The 16,796-nt window shown below is 48.9% G+C and carries 12 protein-coding genes; 9 read left to right on the top strand and 3 right to left on the bottom strand.

Features of this window, described 5'->3' with window-relative positions; all coding sequences use genetic code 11:
• The 9 genes from AC1RVX_RS15730 to AC1RVX_RS15690 form a co-directional block, all read left to right on the top strand.
• A partial coding sequence (locus AC1RVX_RS15730; protein ID WP_493217532.1) for a beta strand repeat-containing protein occupies window positions 1-1,847 on the top strand: 1,847 nt, incomplete at its 5' end.
• Window positions 1,848-2,030: 183 nt separating this feature from the next.
• The gene (locus AC1RVX_RS15725; RefSeq protein ID WP_493217531.1) at window positions 2,031-3,464 is read left to right on the top strand and encodes a tetratricopeptide repeat protein; all 1,434 of its coding nucleotides are present in this window, start codon (window positions 2,031-2,033) and stop codon (window positions 3,462-3,464) included.
• 201 nt (window positions 3,465-3,665) lie between these two features.
• On the top strand, window positions 3,666-4,370 hold the full coding sequence (locus AC1RVX_RS15720) for a SapC family protein (RefSeq protein WP_493217530.1): 705 nt from the start codon (window positions 3,666-3,668) through the stop codon (window positions 4,368-4,370).
• 81 nt (window positions 4,371-4,451) lie between these two features.
• The gene (locus AC1RVX_RS15715) at window positions 4,452-5,054 is read left to right on the top strand and encodes a class I SAM-dependent methyltransferase (RefSeq protein ID WP_493217529.1); all 603 of its coding nucleotides are present in this window, start codon (window positions 4,452-4,454) and stop codon (window positions 5,052-5,054) included.
• A 20-nt stretch (window positions 5,055-5,074) separates the two neighbouring features.
• A complete protein-coding gene (locus tag AC1RVX_RS15710) occupies window positions 5,075-6,700 on the top strand; it encodes a tetratricopeptide repeat protein (RefSeq protein WP_493217528.1) in 1,626 nt (541 codons plus the stop codon).
• Window positions 6,701-6,798: 98 nt separating this feature from the next.
• Window positions 6,799-8,106, top strand: a complete 1,308-nt coding sequence (locus AC1RVX_RS15705; RefSeq protein ID WP_493217527.1) for a glycosyltransferase family 4 protein — start codon at window positions 6,799-6,801, stop codon at window positions 8,104-8,106.
• Between the two features lie 527 nt (window positions 8,107-8,633).
• A complete protein-coding gene (locus AC1RVX_RS15700; RefSeq protein ID WP_493217526.1) occupies window positions 8,634-10,511 on the top strand; it encodes a type I secretion system permease/ATPase in 1,878 nt (625 codons plus the stop codon).
• Between the two features lie 2 nt (window positions 10,512-10,513).
• Complete coding sequence (locus AC1RVX_RS15695) at window positions 10,514-11,869, top strand: HlyD family type I secretion periplasmic adaptor subunit (protein WP_493217525.1); 1,356 nt, start codon at window positions 10,514-10,516, stop codon at window positions 11,867-11,869.
• Between the two features lie 2 nt (window positions 11,870-11,871).
• Complete coding sequence (locus AC1RVX_RS15690) at window positions 11,872-13,242, top strand: TolC family outer membrane protein (protein ID WP_493217524.1); 1,371 nt, start codon at window positions 11,872-11,874, stop codon at window positions 13,240-13,242.
• A gap of 80 nt (window positions 13,243-13,322) precedes the next feature.
• Here AC1RVX_RS15690 and gatB read toward each other — a convergent pair whose 3' ends face one another.
• From gatB to gatA, 3 genes are all read right to left on the bottom strand, one after another.
• Entirely contained in the window at window positions 13,323-14,783 is a 1,461-nt protein-coding gene (gene gatB, locus AC1RVX_RS15685; RefSeq protein WP_493217523.1) for an Asp-tRNA(Asn)/Glu-tRNA(Gln) amidotransferase subunit GatB, read from the bottom strand.
• 80 nt (window positions 14,784-14,863) lie between these two features.
• The gene (locus AC1RVX_RS15680) at window positions 14,864-15,343 is read right to left on the bottom strand and encodes a hypothetical protein (RefSeq protein WP_493217522.1); all 480 of its coding nucleotides are present in this window, start codon (window positions 15,341-15,343) and stop codon (window positions 14,864-14,866) included.
• Window positions 15,340-16,794 carry an Asp-tRNA(Asn)/Glu-tRNA(Gln) amidotransferase subunit GatA gene (gene gatA, locus AC1RVX_RS15675; RefSeq protein ID WP_493217521.1) on the bottom strand — a complete coding sequence of 485 codons (1,455 nt, stop codon included), beginning with the start codon at window positions 16,792-16,794 and terminating at the stop codon, window positions 15,340-15,342. The genes AC1RVX_RS15680 and gatA overlap by 4 nt, the downstream gene beginning before the upstream one ends.
• Between the last annotated feature and the right edge of the window lie 2 nt (window positions 16,795-16,796).

Here is a 16,796-nt window from a genome sequence, read left to right as displayed (position 1 = left end):
TCGTGACAGACACCATCAACCTGGGTGCAGGTAACGATACACTGGTGACTTACGGTGCGATCAACCTGGCTGGTGCAACATTGTCTGGTATTGAAAACATCACAGCGAACTCTGCTGTAGTGATTACTGCTTCTCAGTACGCTGCTCTGGTAGCTGCTCGTGCTGCTCTGTCCCTGAGCACACCAGTGATCACTTTCACAGGCAATGTTCCACATCAACTGACTATCGTTGATGACATCGCCGGTGTAAACAACATCGATCTGTCCCTGATCTCTGTGACTAGCGGTACTTTGGTGATTGACACAACGTCTTCTTCCAATGCAACTGGTGGTGGCGTGAACAACACAACTACAAGCAATGCAGTGACATTGTCTGGTGGTGCTGTGGTAACAACTGGTGTTGTTGGTACATCCCCAGTCAACGGTGGCGGTACAGCCCTGACTGCAACAGCATTCACTGCTGGCGGTACATTCACTAGCCTGGTCAATGTGAACGACAACTTCACAGGTACAGTTGCTAACCTGAACGGTACAACCATCAGTGGTAACGCTGGTGATTCCGACACGATCACTCTGACAGGTTCTTCTACTGTTGCTATCGGTAACGGTACAACTGGCGGTATTATTACCAACATCAAATCTTTGGTGACTGATAACACTGGCGGTTCTATCACTTTCGGTGCTGCCACTACAGGTATCACTACAGTAACTGGTGGTACAGGTGTTGATAACGTTGACTTGACAGGTGCTGGTACTTCTTTCCTGGCTGGTAACGTGAATCTGGGTGCTGGTGCTGGTCAGACATTGACACTGGGTGCATTCACTTACACTGGTACTTTCAGTGCAGGTGCAGGTGTAACAGATACTCTGGCATTGGCTGCTGGTGCTAACATCGCTGGTGCTAACATCACAGGCTTCGAAAACCTGACATTGGCAGCAACAGGCGTGTACACCATGACTGCAGCAGAATACAATTCCTTCACAGGTACTGTAACTGCAGGTAACACAGAAACCATCGCTCTGACTACAGCCGGCACTATCGTTGCTAACGCAGCGATCGAACGCTTCACACTGGCTAACGGTACTAACACATTCACTGCTGGTACTAACACAGTGAGCGTTGTTGGTGGCACAGGTGCTGATACATTCAACTACACAGCAACTCAAATCGCCGGTGCAACAACGCTGGACGGCGGCTTGGGTGCAGATACACTGAACATCGGTGCTATCGGTGCTAACTTGAATATCAGTGCTCTGGTAACTGGCGTTGAAACTGTGAACGTGACTGGTTCTGCTGCAACTGGCTACACCTTCACTAACGAAAACGGTGCTGGTGTAACATTGAACTACGCTAAAGGCGCATTCGGTGACGTAGTTGTTCTGGGTACAGGCGGCCAAACAGTCAATCTGTTGGGTACAGCTGGTACAGCAGTGACAGTAACAGGCGGCACAGGCGTTGATACTATCAACCTGTCCACCACTGCAACTGGTGTTGAAACAGTGACTTCTGGTTCTGTGATCTCTGCAATCGATACAGTGGCAAACTTCAAAGTTGCTGGCGCTGACGTGTTCAAAACAGGCACTGCAGCAACAACATTGAACGCACTGAACATCGCTACAGCAGACGTTTCCACTCTGGCAGCCGCCATCGCTACAGCAGCAACAGCAGCTGGCGCGACTCTGGCAGCTAACACCCAGGCTTACATCATCACTGTAGCCGCAGGTACAGCAGCTGGTACATACGCCTTCCAAAACATCGGTGGCACTGTTGGTACAGTTGATGCAACTGACTTTATCGTTAAATTGGTTGGCGCAGGTTCTATCGTTGCCGGCGACTTCATCGCTTAATTCAGAAGCAAGCAATGCAAAAATGGGTACTCCGGTACCCATGCAACAGGGAGAGAACATCCTCCCTGTTGTGCAAAACAAAAAACCCACCTCTGCAAAGCGGTGGGTTTTTTATTGGATAAAAAAATAGGTATCATGATGCCTTCCGTGTTTCCTGTTGCTTCCACGTGAGCAAGCGCCCCTATGAAAAAACCTAGTCGTAACGACCTTTGTCCGTGTGGCAGTGGAAAAAAATACAAGCAATGTTGTATGGCAAAAGACGAGGCTGAACTCGCAGAAGCTGCATCACAAAAAATCAGGGAACAAACTTTGATCAGCCAGTATCTGGCCCAAGGTATGGCATTGCACAGGGAAGGGCAATTGCCACAGGCGGAACAGGCTTATCAACAGGTGCTGCAATTGTCTCCAGGCAATGCTGATGCCCTGCATTTGTCCGGCCTCATTGCGCATCAGCGGGCAAATTATGCACTTGCCATCAGCTTGATCAGTCTGTCCCTGCATGCTAATCCCGCTAACGCGTATGCCCACAATAACCTGGGGGTGGCATTCAAAGAAACTGGGCAGCACAACCAGGCTTTGCAATGCTTTAAGCGCGCCAGTACACTCAAGCCAGACTATGCTGAAGCGCACAACAATATCGGTAACCTCTATAAGGATCTGGAGCAGACCGATGAAGCCATTCAATCGTACCGCCGGGCACTGGCGCTGAATCGAACTCTGGCTGAGCCATGGAATAATCTTGCCCTGATTTACCAAAAGCAAAAGGATATTCCTGTCGCCATGGAATGCGCCGAACAGGCCGCACTATTACAGCCCGCTAACGCGGAAATACACAATGCCCTGGGTAATATCTATAAGGACGCGGGGCAGCCAGAGAAGGCTGTCAACAGTTACCGGCGAGCAGTAGAACTGAATCCCCAGCAAGGCAACGCCTTACACTTTATTAATGTCCTGGCTGGCGAGCACAGTTCTCAGGCGCCGGTTTCATATGTCAGCAAAGTGTTTGATGACTATGCTGACCGCTTTGATCAGCATTTGCAGCAGGTCCTTGAATACCATATTCCTTCAGTTATCGCGGAGGAATTGGCGAAATACCGTGTTGGCTCGCAGGCGACATGGCGTTTGCTGGACTTGGGCTGTGGCACCGGGTTGGTTGCAAAAGAGCTGGCAACGATGGCAATAAGTATGGTTGGCGTGGATTTGTCAGAAAAAATGTTGCTCAAGGCCCAGGCCAGGCAGCTCTATCATCGACTCATACAGTCAGACTTATTGACGATGACACGTCAGGAAGCCAATAACAGCTATGACGTTGTGACTGCGGCGGATGTATTTGTGTATATAGGTCGGCTCGACGACATCGTTGCGGATATTGCGCGTTTGTTGCCCGTAGGGGGCTTGTTTGCATTTTCTGTAGAGTCTGCTGACGAAGGGCAAGGTGTTGATGACAATGAATATTGCTTGCGTGCCAGTGGCAGATATGCCCATAAATCAATGTATTTACAGAAACTTGCTAATCAGCACGGATTTGAAATGATGGAAAAATTACCACAAACTATCCGGATGGAAAACCACCAGGCCATACCTGGTTACTTGTTTATCTGGCGCAAATCTATATGAGCCTGGTTATCGCAATCTTTGAAAAAACTGGCATCCATGTTGTGTGCTGATACAATACGGGACTTGATTTTTTCTTCAATAGCCTCACTTTTGTCCTGACAATCGTGTTGTAATAAAAAACAATTGCCTGCCGCTTACCATGGCGCAGCACCCATGCCTAACAATTGGGAATGGGCTTTTTCTAGTTATCGGAGTTTTATTATGTTTCAAAATGCTCAATCCTTGGATAAGAACAAGCATGGTGCTTTGCGTTTTCAGCCAGCATCTGACTTTGCGTTTGCACGTAGCTTGACCACAGCGCCTCTGGCACCAATAGAAATCGCAGAAGCGGCAGAATTTTACCCGGTCCTGTTCACGCCTAATGGCTTGTTGAACGCCGTTGCAGTTTTGGGCTTAAGAGAACGCAACGTGTTTCTGAATGAAAAAAATCAATGGCTGAATACCTATGTGCCAGTGCATGTACGTCGTTATCCATTCATTCTGGGTCGTGTTGGCGATACTGACGAGTATTTGCTGGCAGCGGATATGGATGCTCCACAATTCAATGCAACTGAAGGTGAACAGGTATTCACAGATAAATCTGCATTGAATCCGTATTTCGATAAAGTGATTGAGTTGCTCAACACCTATGAAAAAAACCTGCGCGAAGGCCGTGCGGTTATGAATGAACTGGAGACGACAGGTGTTCTGGTCGCTAAAGATTTGAGCTTCCGTGAAGGTCACGAGGTACATCTGATCGGTGGTTTCCGTGTGGTTGAACGTGAAAAAGTCATGGCCCTTGACGATGCTACCCTGGCACGCTGGGTACGCAATGGTTTGATGGCCTTGCTGGAACTGCACTGGGCTTCTTTCCGCCATCTGTCGAAAGTGGCACTGGCTTCTTCTCGTCCAGAACAGGTACAATAATTCACAGACATCACATGTCTTCATGAATGACATCAGAATGGGGCAAAGTTTGCCCCATTTTCTTTGGCTTAACTCTCTCAGGTGGATACCTTGAAATTACTCCATGTCGGCTGCGGGCCACAAAACAAGGCAGGAACCACACCGTATTTTCAGTCCGATGATTGGCAGGAAGTCCGGTTTGATATTGACGCGAGCGTGAAGCCGGATATTCAGGGAACGCTGACAGACATGAGCGCAGTAGAAACAGGCTCTATTGATGCCGTGTATTCATCCCACAATATAGAACATCTGTATCCACATGAAGTGCCTGTGGCACTGAACGAAATATTGCGTGTCTTGAGCGACGACGGCATTTTCGTGGTCACTTGTCCGGACCTATTGTCGGTCTGTAAGCTTGTTGCCGAAGATAAATTGCTGGAGCCAGCCTATATTTCTCCGGCCGGCCCCATTTCGCCGCTGGACATTTTGTATGGTCACAGAGCTGCCATGGAAAAAGGAAATCTGTACATGGCACATCGCTGCGGATTTACCCAAAAAGTATTGATGAATGTTCTGGCTGGTGCCGGTTTTAAAACGGTAGTTGCAGCGTCACGTCCATCGGCGTTTGATTTGTGGGCTGTTGGCAGCAAAAATGCCAGGCCCATCCCGGAAGTGGAAAACCTCTTGCGTGCCCAATTGAAATAGCCAGTTCTACATAGACAGTGATGAGGAAAAATTCAGTTCAGGCTCGTGGCAGCAAGCCAAAACCAGACAATAAAGATGTGGTGAAAACAACCAGGCTGATTCAGGAAGCACTGGCTCTGCATAAAAATGGCCAGCTTGTCGAGGCGGCTGAACGTTATCAGCAAGTCTTATCCATTGATGCTACCAATTTTGACGCCCTGCACTTTCTTGGCATGATAAGGCGGAGTCAGCGCCAATTGGCTGAAGCTTTAAACCTGGTTGAGCGCGCTGTCAAAATTAATCCGGCGAACCTGCCAGTGCACGCTACACACGGCAATCTGATGCAGGATTTGGGACGCCATGAAGCTGCCATTTCCAGCTATGAGCGCTTTCTGTCATTCATGCCAGACTTTCCTGAAGTGATCAACAATAAAGGGGCTGCCTTGAGTGCGCTTGGACGGCATGCCGAAGCATTGCCCTGTTATGAGCGTGCCTTACAGCTGCAGCCTGATTATCTGGACGTTTATTTTAATCGCGGAAATCTTTACCTTGATATGAGACGTTACGCCGAAGCATTGACTGACTATCAACAAGTATTGCGCCTTAATCCACAGCATTTTCAGGCCTTGAATAACCAAGGAAATGCCCTGCAAAAGCTGGACCGTCTGACCGAGGCAGCACAAAGTTATCAGCTTGGTTTAAGTGTGGCACCCGAAAATGCAGAATTGCATTCTTCCCTGGCCAACGCCTGCGCAAAATTGGGTAACCTGCAAGCGGCCAGTCAGCATTATGCAAAATCACTGGAACTGAATGCAGAAGGCTTCACCAGACACAATGCTGCTTTGCAATTGGCCATACTGCACTACCTGTATGGCAATCAGGCGAATGTAGAACCCCTGTTGAATGTCGCCAATGGCATGCTGGAGAATACCGGCATGAAAGACCAGGGGTCGTTGATTTATTGTGTCTACATGTTGAGAATACTGGCTTGGTGGCAGCAGATCAAATTACAGCCACAACTGGATCTCAGGCCACCTACAGACATTTTGTATGTCATTGGCGAAAGTCATATGTTGTCCACTCATCAGCTTATTGTTGACTATGCGGGGAAGAGTTGGCAGTGCAAAGGACACTGGATAGAAGGCTGTACGCAATGGCGCATCGGTAATCATGCAAATAATCATTATAAGCAGCGCCTGGCCGCATTTCTGCATTCTTTCCCCATCGGTGCGACTGTCCTGATTACCGTTGGTGAAATTGATTGCCGGATTGATAGTGGTATTTTAAAAGCATGGAAAAAATCACCCGGCATCAGCTTGCAGCAATTCACCCATGACACGATAGCGCCCTACCTGAAACAACTGGCCGCACTGGCTCAGGCGCGGCAGCAAAAAATCATTGTTAGCGGCGTTCCCGCCGCTAATTTGGGCGAAGGAGTTGGGAGTGCAGAAGAGCTGGCACAATTTGGTAATTTATTGTCTTTGTTTAATCAGTCTTTGCAGGAACAGGCATTGCAGCTGGGTATGGATTTCCTGGATGTGTTTTCCATGACTGATGGTGGAAACGCCCGCTCCAATCAAAAATGGCATATTGATGTGCATCACTTGCGTCCGGATGGCATGCTGGAAGCTTTCAAACATCACCTTATACGATCAGTACAGTTTTGATTGAGGTGGTTTTTCAGCGTAATCGCTGAAGTCATTGAACCGATTAACGTTTATACTGTGATAATCAAGTTTGTTTGTTATTTCTGCCTACACGCGCTATGAAAATTCTGTTCGTTCATCAAAACTTTCCAGGTCAGTTCACCCATTTGGCGCCAGCGTTGGCTGCCGATGCATCGAATGAAGTCCTGGCCCTGACGATGCAGAAAAATGCGCCAGCAATATGGAATGGAGTAAAAATCATTTCCTATCAGGTGGCACGTGGAATGTCGAAAGATATTCACCCCTGGCTGGCAGATGCTGAACCCAAGGTCATACGTGGCGAAGCTGCCATGCGCGCGGCCTTGCAATTGCGTGAAGATGGTTTTAGCCCAGATGCCATCATTGCCCATCCCGGTTGGGGGGAGAGCCTGTTTCTGAAAGAAGTCTGGCCAGATGCCAAACTGGGCATTTACGGCGAGTTCTTTTATCACCCCAGAGGGGCCGATGTGGGTTTTGACCCGGAATTTCCCATCGAATCCATTGATCAGGTATGCAGAGTCCAACTCAAGAACATTAACAACCTGCTACATATACCACTGGCGGACGCGGCCATTTCACCGACACACTGGCAGGCCAGCACCTTTCCCAGTTCATTTCGTGAACGCATCAGCGTCATTCATGATGGTATCAATACTGACCTCATCGCCCCCAATCCGGCAGTATCCATGACTCTGGGAAATGGCTTGGTCCTGACCCGCGATGATGAAGTGATTACCTTCGTCAATCGCAACCTGGAGCCGTATCGCGGTTACCATATCTTCATGCGAGCCTTGCCACAGATATTGGCCGAGCGTCCAAATGCCCATGTATTGTTGGTAGGTGGTAATGATGTCAGTTATGGTGCCAAATCTCCTTCCGGTCAGTCTTGGAAAGATATCTTCTTTAATGAAGTGAAGCATCAAATGCCAGAAACTGATTTGAAGCGCATCCATTTCCTGGGCCATATTCCCTACCAGCATTTCATTCCTCTGTTGCAGTTGTCACGCGTGCATGTGTACTTGACTTACCCCTTTGTGCTGTCGTGGAGTTTGTTAGAGGCCATGAGTGCTGGTTGCGCCATTGTTGCATCTGACACACAACCTTTACGAGAGGCAATACGTCACGATGAAACAGGTCGTTTGGTGAATTTCTTTGATGTTGCCGGACTGGCAAAAGAAGTGTGCGACCTGCTTGATCAGCCTGAAACCAGGCAAAGACTGGGAGCCAGTGCCAGACGTTTTGCCTGCGAGTTTTATGATTTACAACGAGTGTGTTTGCCAGCGCAGATGGAATGGGTGCAAACCTTGGCAAGTGAAACAAAAGTTAACAATACTGTGGATATATCGGAACAATCGCTGGTAAACACGGTCGTAATTGAGTTAAAATAACCCCATAGCCAGCAAGACCATTAAGAACTCGCGCCCCACAACGGATATTGTGGGGCGTTTTTTTATTTGGCTACCTGCTTTTCTGGTGACGACATAGGCTAGGCCATCACATGAAATATGCATGATTTCTGTGATTTCCATCACAAAGGTCAAAGTTATTTTTCTCCATGAACAACTTTTAAGTTGTTGATATTTACATTTCCTGCTTCTTTTCTCAAAAATTGTAAAACATAAAATCTTGGGAGTATATTGATAATTCCCCTAACAATTATCAATATACAGGGGGGGGTATATGATTTTCAGAAAGAAGCATTAACAAAACACATTTAAAATCAAATTTACTTGTGTTACGCTTTCGAAAAATGTGATGTAGGTCACATTTAATTGATTTGTGAACGGGGATAATGCGGCCTTGTCTTGAAGTGCCCAGGTAGTACCATGCAGTGACAGTGCTTCTTCATTATCGCATCAGGCAGTATCCCAATTAAATTGGCTGTTTTTAGCACTTGAATGTGCAAAGAATACAAATGATCTCGAAACTTAAAGCCCCACAAACTGAAATTGCACAAGTCTTGATGACTTTCAGGAGTGCATTTAGAACCGTTGGCATTTTCAGTGCCATCATCAATTTGCTGATGCTGGCACCATCCCTGTACATGTTGCAGGTATATGACCGTGTTTTGCAAAGCCGCAATGAAATCACTTTGCTGATGCTGACCATGTTGATGCTGGGTGCCTATGCATTGATGAGCGCGCTGGAATATATCCGTAGCTTTGTCGTTATACGTCTGGGTGCCAAGCTTGACATGCAAATGAACAAGCGTATCTATACGGCTGCATTCGAACAAAACCTGAAGCGTGGCGGTGGTAATGCCGGCCAGGCTTTGCAGGATTTGACACAAATCCGCCAGTTCCTGACTGGTAGCGGTTTGTTCGCCTTTTTTGACGCACCCTGGTTCCCGTTTTATCTGGCCGTTATTTTCATGTTTGACGTGTACCTGGGTCTGTTTGCTCTGGGTGCGGTCATTATCATGGTGGTCCTGGCATATGCGAATGAAGTGGTCTCTAAAAAGCCTCTGGCAGAAGCGAATGCCATGGCGATTGCCTCCAGCAATCTGGCCACCAACAACCTGCGTAATGCAGAGGTGATTGAAGCCATGGGCATGTTGCCGAATCTGATGTCACGCTGGTTCAAACTGCATGGCCGTTTCCTGCAATTGCAGGCAGAAGCCAGTGAGAAGTCAGGCATCATTACCTCTGTCAGTAAATTTGTACGTGTTTCTGTACAGTCGCTGGTACTTGGTTTTGGTGCGCTGCTGGTGATCGAAGGCAAAATGTCGCCGGGTATGATGATTGCTGGTTCCATTTTGCTGGGTAAGGCCACTGGCCCTATCGACCAATTGATCGGCGTGTGGAAACAATGGAGCAGTGTCAAGAGCGCCTATGACCGCCTGAATGAATTGCTGGGTTCCAATCCTGCACGTAAGGCTGGCATGGATTTGCCTAAACCACAAGGTGCCGTATCTGTTGAAGGTGTTACTGCCGCAGCCCCTGGCTCTACTGTGGTTGTTTTGAAAGCTCTCGGTTTCGCATTGCAACCAGGTGATGTGCTGGGTGTGATTGGCCCTTCAGGTTCCGGTAAATCGACACTGGCACGACTGTTGGTTGGTGTATGGCCTGCCGCTGTTGGTAAAGTGCGTCTGGATGGCGCTGATATCTATCAATGGAATAAAGATCAACTAGGTCCGCATATTGGTTACCTGCCGCAAGATATAGAACTGTTTGCCGGTAGCGTCGCAGAAAACATCGCACGCTTTGGTGATGTCGATTCAGAAAAAGTCATCCTGGCAGCCAAGCGTGCAGGTGTACATGACTTGATTCTGCATTTCCCTCAGGGTTATGACACTCGTCTGGGTGATGGCGGTGCCGGTTTGTCTGGTGGCCAGAAACAGCGTATCGGTTTGGCACGTGCCATGTATGACGATCCCTCACTGCTGGTTCTTGATGAACCGAATTCCAATCTCGATGATGCTGGTGAGTTGGCACTGGTAACGGCGGTTAACGATTTGCGTCAGCGTGGCAAAACCATCGTATTGATCACCCATCGTACTACCATTCTGGGTGCAACCACCAAATTGTTACTGTTACGTGATGGTGCTGCGCAAGCTTTCGGACCACGTGACCAGGTATTGGCTGCATTGAATCAGGCGAATCAGCAGCAATTGCAACAAGCCCAGCAAGCGCAACAGGCGGCACAGCAGCAAGCAGCAGCCCAACAGGCGGCTCAGCAGGCACAAGCCCAGGGCGGTATGCAGTCACCGGCGTCGGAGCCACCGGCAGATACACAAGCACGAATTGATGCCAGCGTCCAGGCGCAAACGGATGCGACAGCAGAACAGGAATAATCATGAAAAATGCACTGGTCAAGAAAAACATTGTCACTGATGTGGCAACCCGTAATGTAGAAGTGCTGGAAGTTAATACGGACGCAAATAGCTACTCTCGTCTGGGATGGATCATCATTCTGGTTGGCGTGGTCGGCTTCCTGTTGTGGGCATCGCTTGCCAAGCTGGACAAGGGCGTGCCAATGAGTGGTAATGTGGCCGTGGCATCCAGCCGCAAGGTCATTCAACATCAAACTGGCGGTACCGTTGACGAGATTCTGGTCAAGGATGGTGATGTAGTACAGGCTGGTCAGGTGTTGGTGAGAATGAATAATGTCAACGCCAAATCTGCAGCAGAAATCGCGCGCGTGCAATTATTCACCGCGCAGGCGGTTGAAGCGCGTTTGACCGCTGAGCGTGCAAATGCCAAATCCATTAGCTTCCCTAAAGAGCTGGATGAAGCCAAAAATGATCCACGTGTAGCCAGCAATATATTATTGCAGCAACAGTTATTCACGATGCGTCAAGGCTCCATACAAAGTGAATTGGGCGCACTGGATGAAAACATTGGTGGCTTGAAATCGCAGCTCAAGGGCCTGGAAGAATCCATGGTCAGTAAGAAACAGCAGTTGGCGTTTCTCAAAGAGCAACTCGATGGTATGCGTGATTTGGCTAAGGACGGTTATATCGCTCGTAACCGCCTGTTGGATCTGGAACGTACTTATGCACAGGTGAACGGCAGTATTTCTGAAGACATCGGCACCATGGGCCGAGTGTCCCGTCAGGTGACTGAAATCACACTGCGTAAATTGCAGCGTCAGCAAGACTATCAAAAAGAAGTTCGCACTCAGTTGTCGGATGTACAGAAAGAAGCAGAGTCCCTGCAAAATCGTTTGACGGCACTGGATTTTGATCTGGGCAATGTCTTTGTCAAAGCACCAGTCGCAGGTACTATCGTTGGTCTGAATGTATTTACCAAAGGTGCAGTAGTACCTAGTGGCTACAAATTGATGGAGCTGGTTCCTCAAGATGACAAATTGATCGTTGAAGCGATGTTGCCAGTGAATCTGGTCGACAAGGTACACAAGGGTCTGAAGACAGAGTTGATCTTCTCTGCTTTCAATACCAATACCACACCGCATATCCCTGGTGTCATCACTCAGGTATCGGCTGATCGTACTGTGGACGAAAGAACTGGTCAGGCGTTCTATAAAGTACGCGCCGAAGTTGCGCCTGAAGGCATGAAATTGATTGCTAACCTGAATATCCGTCCGGGTATGCCAGTTGAGTTGTTCGTCAGCACAGGCGGTCGCACAATGATGAATTACCTGCTGAAGCCGGTACTTGATCGCGCCAAAACCGCGATGACAGAGGAGTGATCATGACTACATCCAGTATGCGTCTTAAACTGGTGGCGGTTGCCTGTGGTATCTGCCTGTTGTCTACCGGTTCTGCGTCGGCGATGGGCTTGATGCAGGCTTACGAGTCGGCTCTGGTGAATGATCCGACCTACCGTTCTGCAGTGTCGGAAAATATCGCAGGCAAGGAATTCAGGAAGATAGGCCGTGCCGGTTTGCTGCCTACAGTGCAATATAATTATGGCACCTCCAAGAACCAGGCTGAGATTACCCAGCCGAATCCGTATATATCCATACAGCCTGGTGTTCCAACGATCACCAGTAACTATGACTACGCCAGCCTGACCAATACTCTGTCCTTGCGCCAGACCCTGTTTAGTCTGGATACAACGGCACGTTACAGACAGGGTATTGCCCAGACCAATTACAGCGATGCGATTTTCAATGCGCGTAGTAAAGAGTTGGTGATACGTTTGGTTGCTGCCTATGCAGATACCAAATATGCAGAAGATCAGGTGGACCTGTTCCGTGCCCAGCGTGATGCCTTTGCAGAACAGAAGCGTATTAATGAACGTATGTTTGAAAAAGGCGAAGGCACCAAGACAGACGTGCTGGAAACCCAGGCCAAGCTCGATGTCGCAGAAGCACAAGTGATTGAGGCGCAAGACAATCTGCTGACAGCACGCAATACCCTTGCGGCTATTACTGGAGTGGGCGTTACCCAGCTTGATGGCTTGCGTCCAGATTTCCATATTATGTCAGTTGTTCCTGCCAGTTTCGATGAGTGGATGAATATCGCGAATGAAAGCAATCCTGAAATTGTTGCTGCTAAATATTCGGTCGAAGCTGCTGAAGAGGAAATCAACAAGGCCAAGGCAGGTCATACACCGCGTCTGGAATTGAATGCAAGTTATAACCGTGCGATATCTGACAGTCTGGTTACTCGTACTCAGGATCAGACTATCAAGAGCATAGGTGTGCAACTGGTCATTCCTTTGTATTCTGGTGGCTACGTGAATGCAATCAGCAATCAGGCAGTTGCCAATCGTGACAAGGCCAGGGCCGACCTGGATGGTACCCGTAACCGGATTTCCATCGAATTGCGTAAACAGTTCAATGCCATGCAGACTGGTGTCACCAAAATTGACGCCTTGCAAAAATCAGTCAATTCGGCGACTTTGCTGGTGGAAGCCACAAAGCAAAGTGTCAAAGGTGGCGTACGCATCAACCTGGATGTACTGAGTGCAGAACAGCAACTGGTGGCAGCGAAGCGTGATCTGGCGCAGGCAAAATACACCTATCTCATCAGCTTCCTGAAATTGCGTGTGGCTGCAGGTAACTTGACGGTGGATGATTTGCACACAGTGTCAGCTTACTTTTCACCAATGAGTTAATCATTTCTCACCAGCCTGGCCTGGCGAGCAGCAAATAAAAAACGCAGCTGACAAGCTGCGTTTTTTTATGCGGGTCTTAATTAACCAGCCAGTTTCTTTTTCAGTAATTCATTCACCTGAGCAGGATTGCCTTTACCCTTGGTCGCCTTCATCGCCTGGCCTACCAATGAGTTGAACGCCTTTTCTTTGCCGGCACGGTATTCATCAACAGACTGCTGGTTGGCAGCCATGACTTCATCGATGATTTTTTCCAGTGCACCAACGTCAGAAATCTGTTTCAGACCTTTGGCTTCAATTACCTGATCTGCCAGATTTACATCCGTCGATGGTGCTTGCCACATGGCAGCAAACACTTCCTTGGCAATTTTGTTGGAGATGGTGCCATCAGCAATACGTTGCAACAGCACGGCCAACTGTGCCGCCGTCACCGGAATGGCACTGATATCCAGACCCTCACGGTTTAAGGTCGCAGCCACATCGCCCATCATCATGTTGGCGGCTGGCTTGGCTTGTGCTGCACCTGCTGCTGTCACCACGGTTTCAAAGTAAGTGGCCATGCCTTTGGATTGTGTCAGAACAGTCGCATCATATTCAGGCAAACCCAATTGCTCAATAAAACGCTGACGCATGGCAGATGGCAGTTCCGGCATGGTGGCACGCACCTGCTCTACCCATTCGCGACTGATCTTCAGTGGTGGCAGGTCAGGATCGGGGAAGTAGCGATAATCCATCGAATCTTCCTTGTCACGCATTTTGACTGTAATTTTTTTATCCGGATCATACAGCCGTGTTTGTTGAATGACCTTGCCGCCGTCTTCAATCAATTCAATCTGGCGACGTACTTCATAATTGATTGCCTCTTCCAGAAAACGGAATGAGTTCAGGTTTTTGATTTCGCAGCGTGTACCAAATTCTTTTTGACCAACTGGGCGTACCGACACGTTGGCATCGCAACGGAAAGAACCTTCCTGCATATTGCCGTCACAAATATCCAGCCAGGTAACCAGCGAATGCAGCGCCTTGGCATAGGCCACCGCTTCCACAGCGCTGCGCATGACAGGTTCTGTGACAATTTCAAGCAAAGGTGTGCCAGCACGATTCAAGTCTATACCTGTCATGTTCTGGGCGGCACCATGCGTGGATTTACCCGCATCTTCTTCCAGGTGGGCACGTGTCAATTCGATGTTTCTGAATTCTGTCTTGCCATCTTTTTCAAAGACGCAAGGGACAAAGCCACCTTGCACGACCGGGATTTCAAACTGGCTGATCTGATAGCCTTTTGGCAGGTCAGGATAGAAATAGTTTTTACGTGCAAAGATGGATTCCGGCGCAACAACAGCACCTACCGCAAGGCCAAACTGTATAGCTTTTTCTACCGCACCCTTGTTCATCACCGGCAGCACACCAGGCAAGGCCAGATCAACTGGGCTAGCCTGGGTATTTGGCTCGGCACCAAACTGTGTTGACGAGCCGCTGAAAATTTTGGAGTTGGTCTTGAGTTGTGCATGCGTCTCAAAACCGATAACGACTTCCCATTGCATAATAATTCCTTATCTTGTTGCCTGATGTTGCCTGATATTTACCGGTGTAAGAAACTGGGTAAGCGGGGCATCAATTAATTTTATTGATCATACTTGCAACTGCCGGTTTTTACATCCACCGTCAGCGCTGAAAAATTCCTGCGTGAACCACAAAGCGTAGGGCAACTGGGTTTGATATGCAGCGCATCGCCTTCCTGTTCCAGACGTATGCTGCACTGATAACCGCGATCAAAATCATAACCACGTTTAGCCCTGGCTACCGCCGCATCCTTGAGCCTGATACGCCAACCTTTTTCCGTCAGTTCTGCTTCCAGTCCGTCGTCCATATCGATACTGCATTCATGACCGTGATTGGTGCGAAAAACTGATGATTCCCATTGAAATTCTGTGATCTGCGTACCGTTTAACTGGAAATGCGCCTGGTCACTCAGTATCAGGCGCTCACCATCACCATCCTCCAGTTGGGTCTGGGTACAGGCTATGCGTGTATCCAGCACTTGTGCCGATGTCACGCTGCATAGCAGGTACATGGTCCCCATCAGGACGAATTTCAAGTTCATTGCGGTGCGCGGGTATGCCAGTCTGTCGCCTGCTGGAACTGGTGGGCGACATTCAATAATTTCGCTTCATCGAAATAATTACCAATCAACTGCAAGCCGACTGGGCGTTTGGAATTTTTCTCGCCTTGTCCAAAACCACAAGGGATGGACATACCAGGCAAGCCCGCCAGACTCGTTGATAAGGTGAAAATGTCTGCCAGATAATTGGCCACTGGGTCATCTGCCTTGGCACCCAAATCCCAGGCTACCGTTGGCGCTACCGGCCCCATGATGACATCGCATTTTTCAAAGGCCGCAGCAAAGTCTTGTGCGATCAGACGGCGTATTCTTTGTGCCTGCAAATAATAGGCGTCATAGTAACCATGTGACAGCACATAGGCACCCACCAGAATACGACGTTTAACTTCGGCACCAAAACCTTCGGCACGCGATTTCTTGTACATATCTTCCAGGGATGTGTAATTTGCTGCACGATGGCCATAACGCACACCGTCAAAACGGCTCAGGTTCGACGACGCTTCTGCAGGTGCAATGACGTAATACACGGGGATGGACAACTCGGTTTTCGGCAGCGAAATTTCTACCAGTGTTGCACCCAGTTTTTCATATTCTGCCAATGCAGCACGTACTGCCTGTTCCACATCTGTTGCCAGGCCGGCAGAGAAAAATTCTTTCGGCACGCCTATGCGCAAACCTTGCAGTGACTTGTTCAGGTCACGGTTGAAATCTTCTTTCTTGCGTTCCAGCGAGGTTGAATCTTTGGCATCGAAGCCTGTCATGGCATTGAGTAATATGCCGCAATCTTCGGCTGTCTGGGCAATCGGACCACCTTGATCCAGAGAGGAAGCAAAGGCAATCATGCCATAGCGGGAAACGCTGCCATAGGTAGGCTTGATGCCTGTCACGCCGCAAAACGAAGCTGGCTGACGGATGGAGCCGCCAGTATCGGTTGCCGTGACGGCAGGTGCCAGACGTGCAGCAATTGCGGCTGCCGAACCGCCGGAAGAACCGCCGGGTACGGCAGTCTTGTCCCAGGGGTTTTTCACCGGACCGAAATAGGAATTCTCATTGGATGAACCCATGGCGAATTCATCACAGTTCAATTTGCCCAGGGTGACTGTACCAGCTTTGTTGAACAGATCAACCACGGTAGCGTCAAACGGGCTGACATAGTTTTCCAGCATGCGTGAACCGGCAGTTGAGCGCCAGTCGCGGGTGACGAAAATGTCTTTGTGCCCAATGGGGATGCCGGTCAGTGTCGTCGCATCGCCATTGGCCAGACGTGCGTCAGCTGCGGCAGCTTGCTTTAATGTTAATTCTGGAACGACTTGCAGGAAGGCATTCAAGTCACTGGTCGCAATGCGTGCCAGATAATGTTGGGCCAATTCAGTGGCGGACACCTGTTTGCTGTGCAGCAGGGCGGATAATTGCGAAATAGTTTTGGTATGCATAA

Source organism: Undibacterium sp. GW821-FHT11B02 (assembly GCF_058808955.1).
The sequence above is the reverse complement of the archived record's forward strand: the minus strand, read 5'-3'. Positions and strand labels throughout refer to the sequence as shown.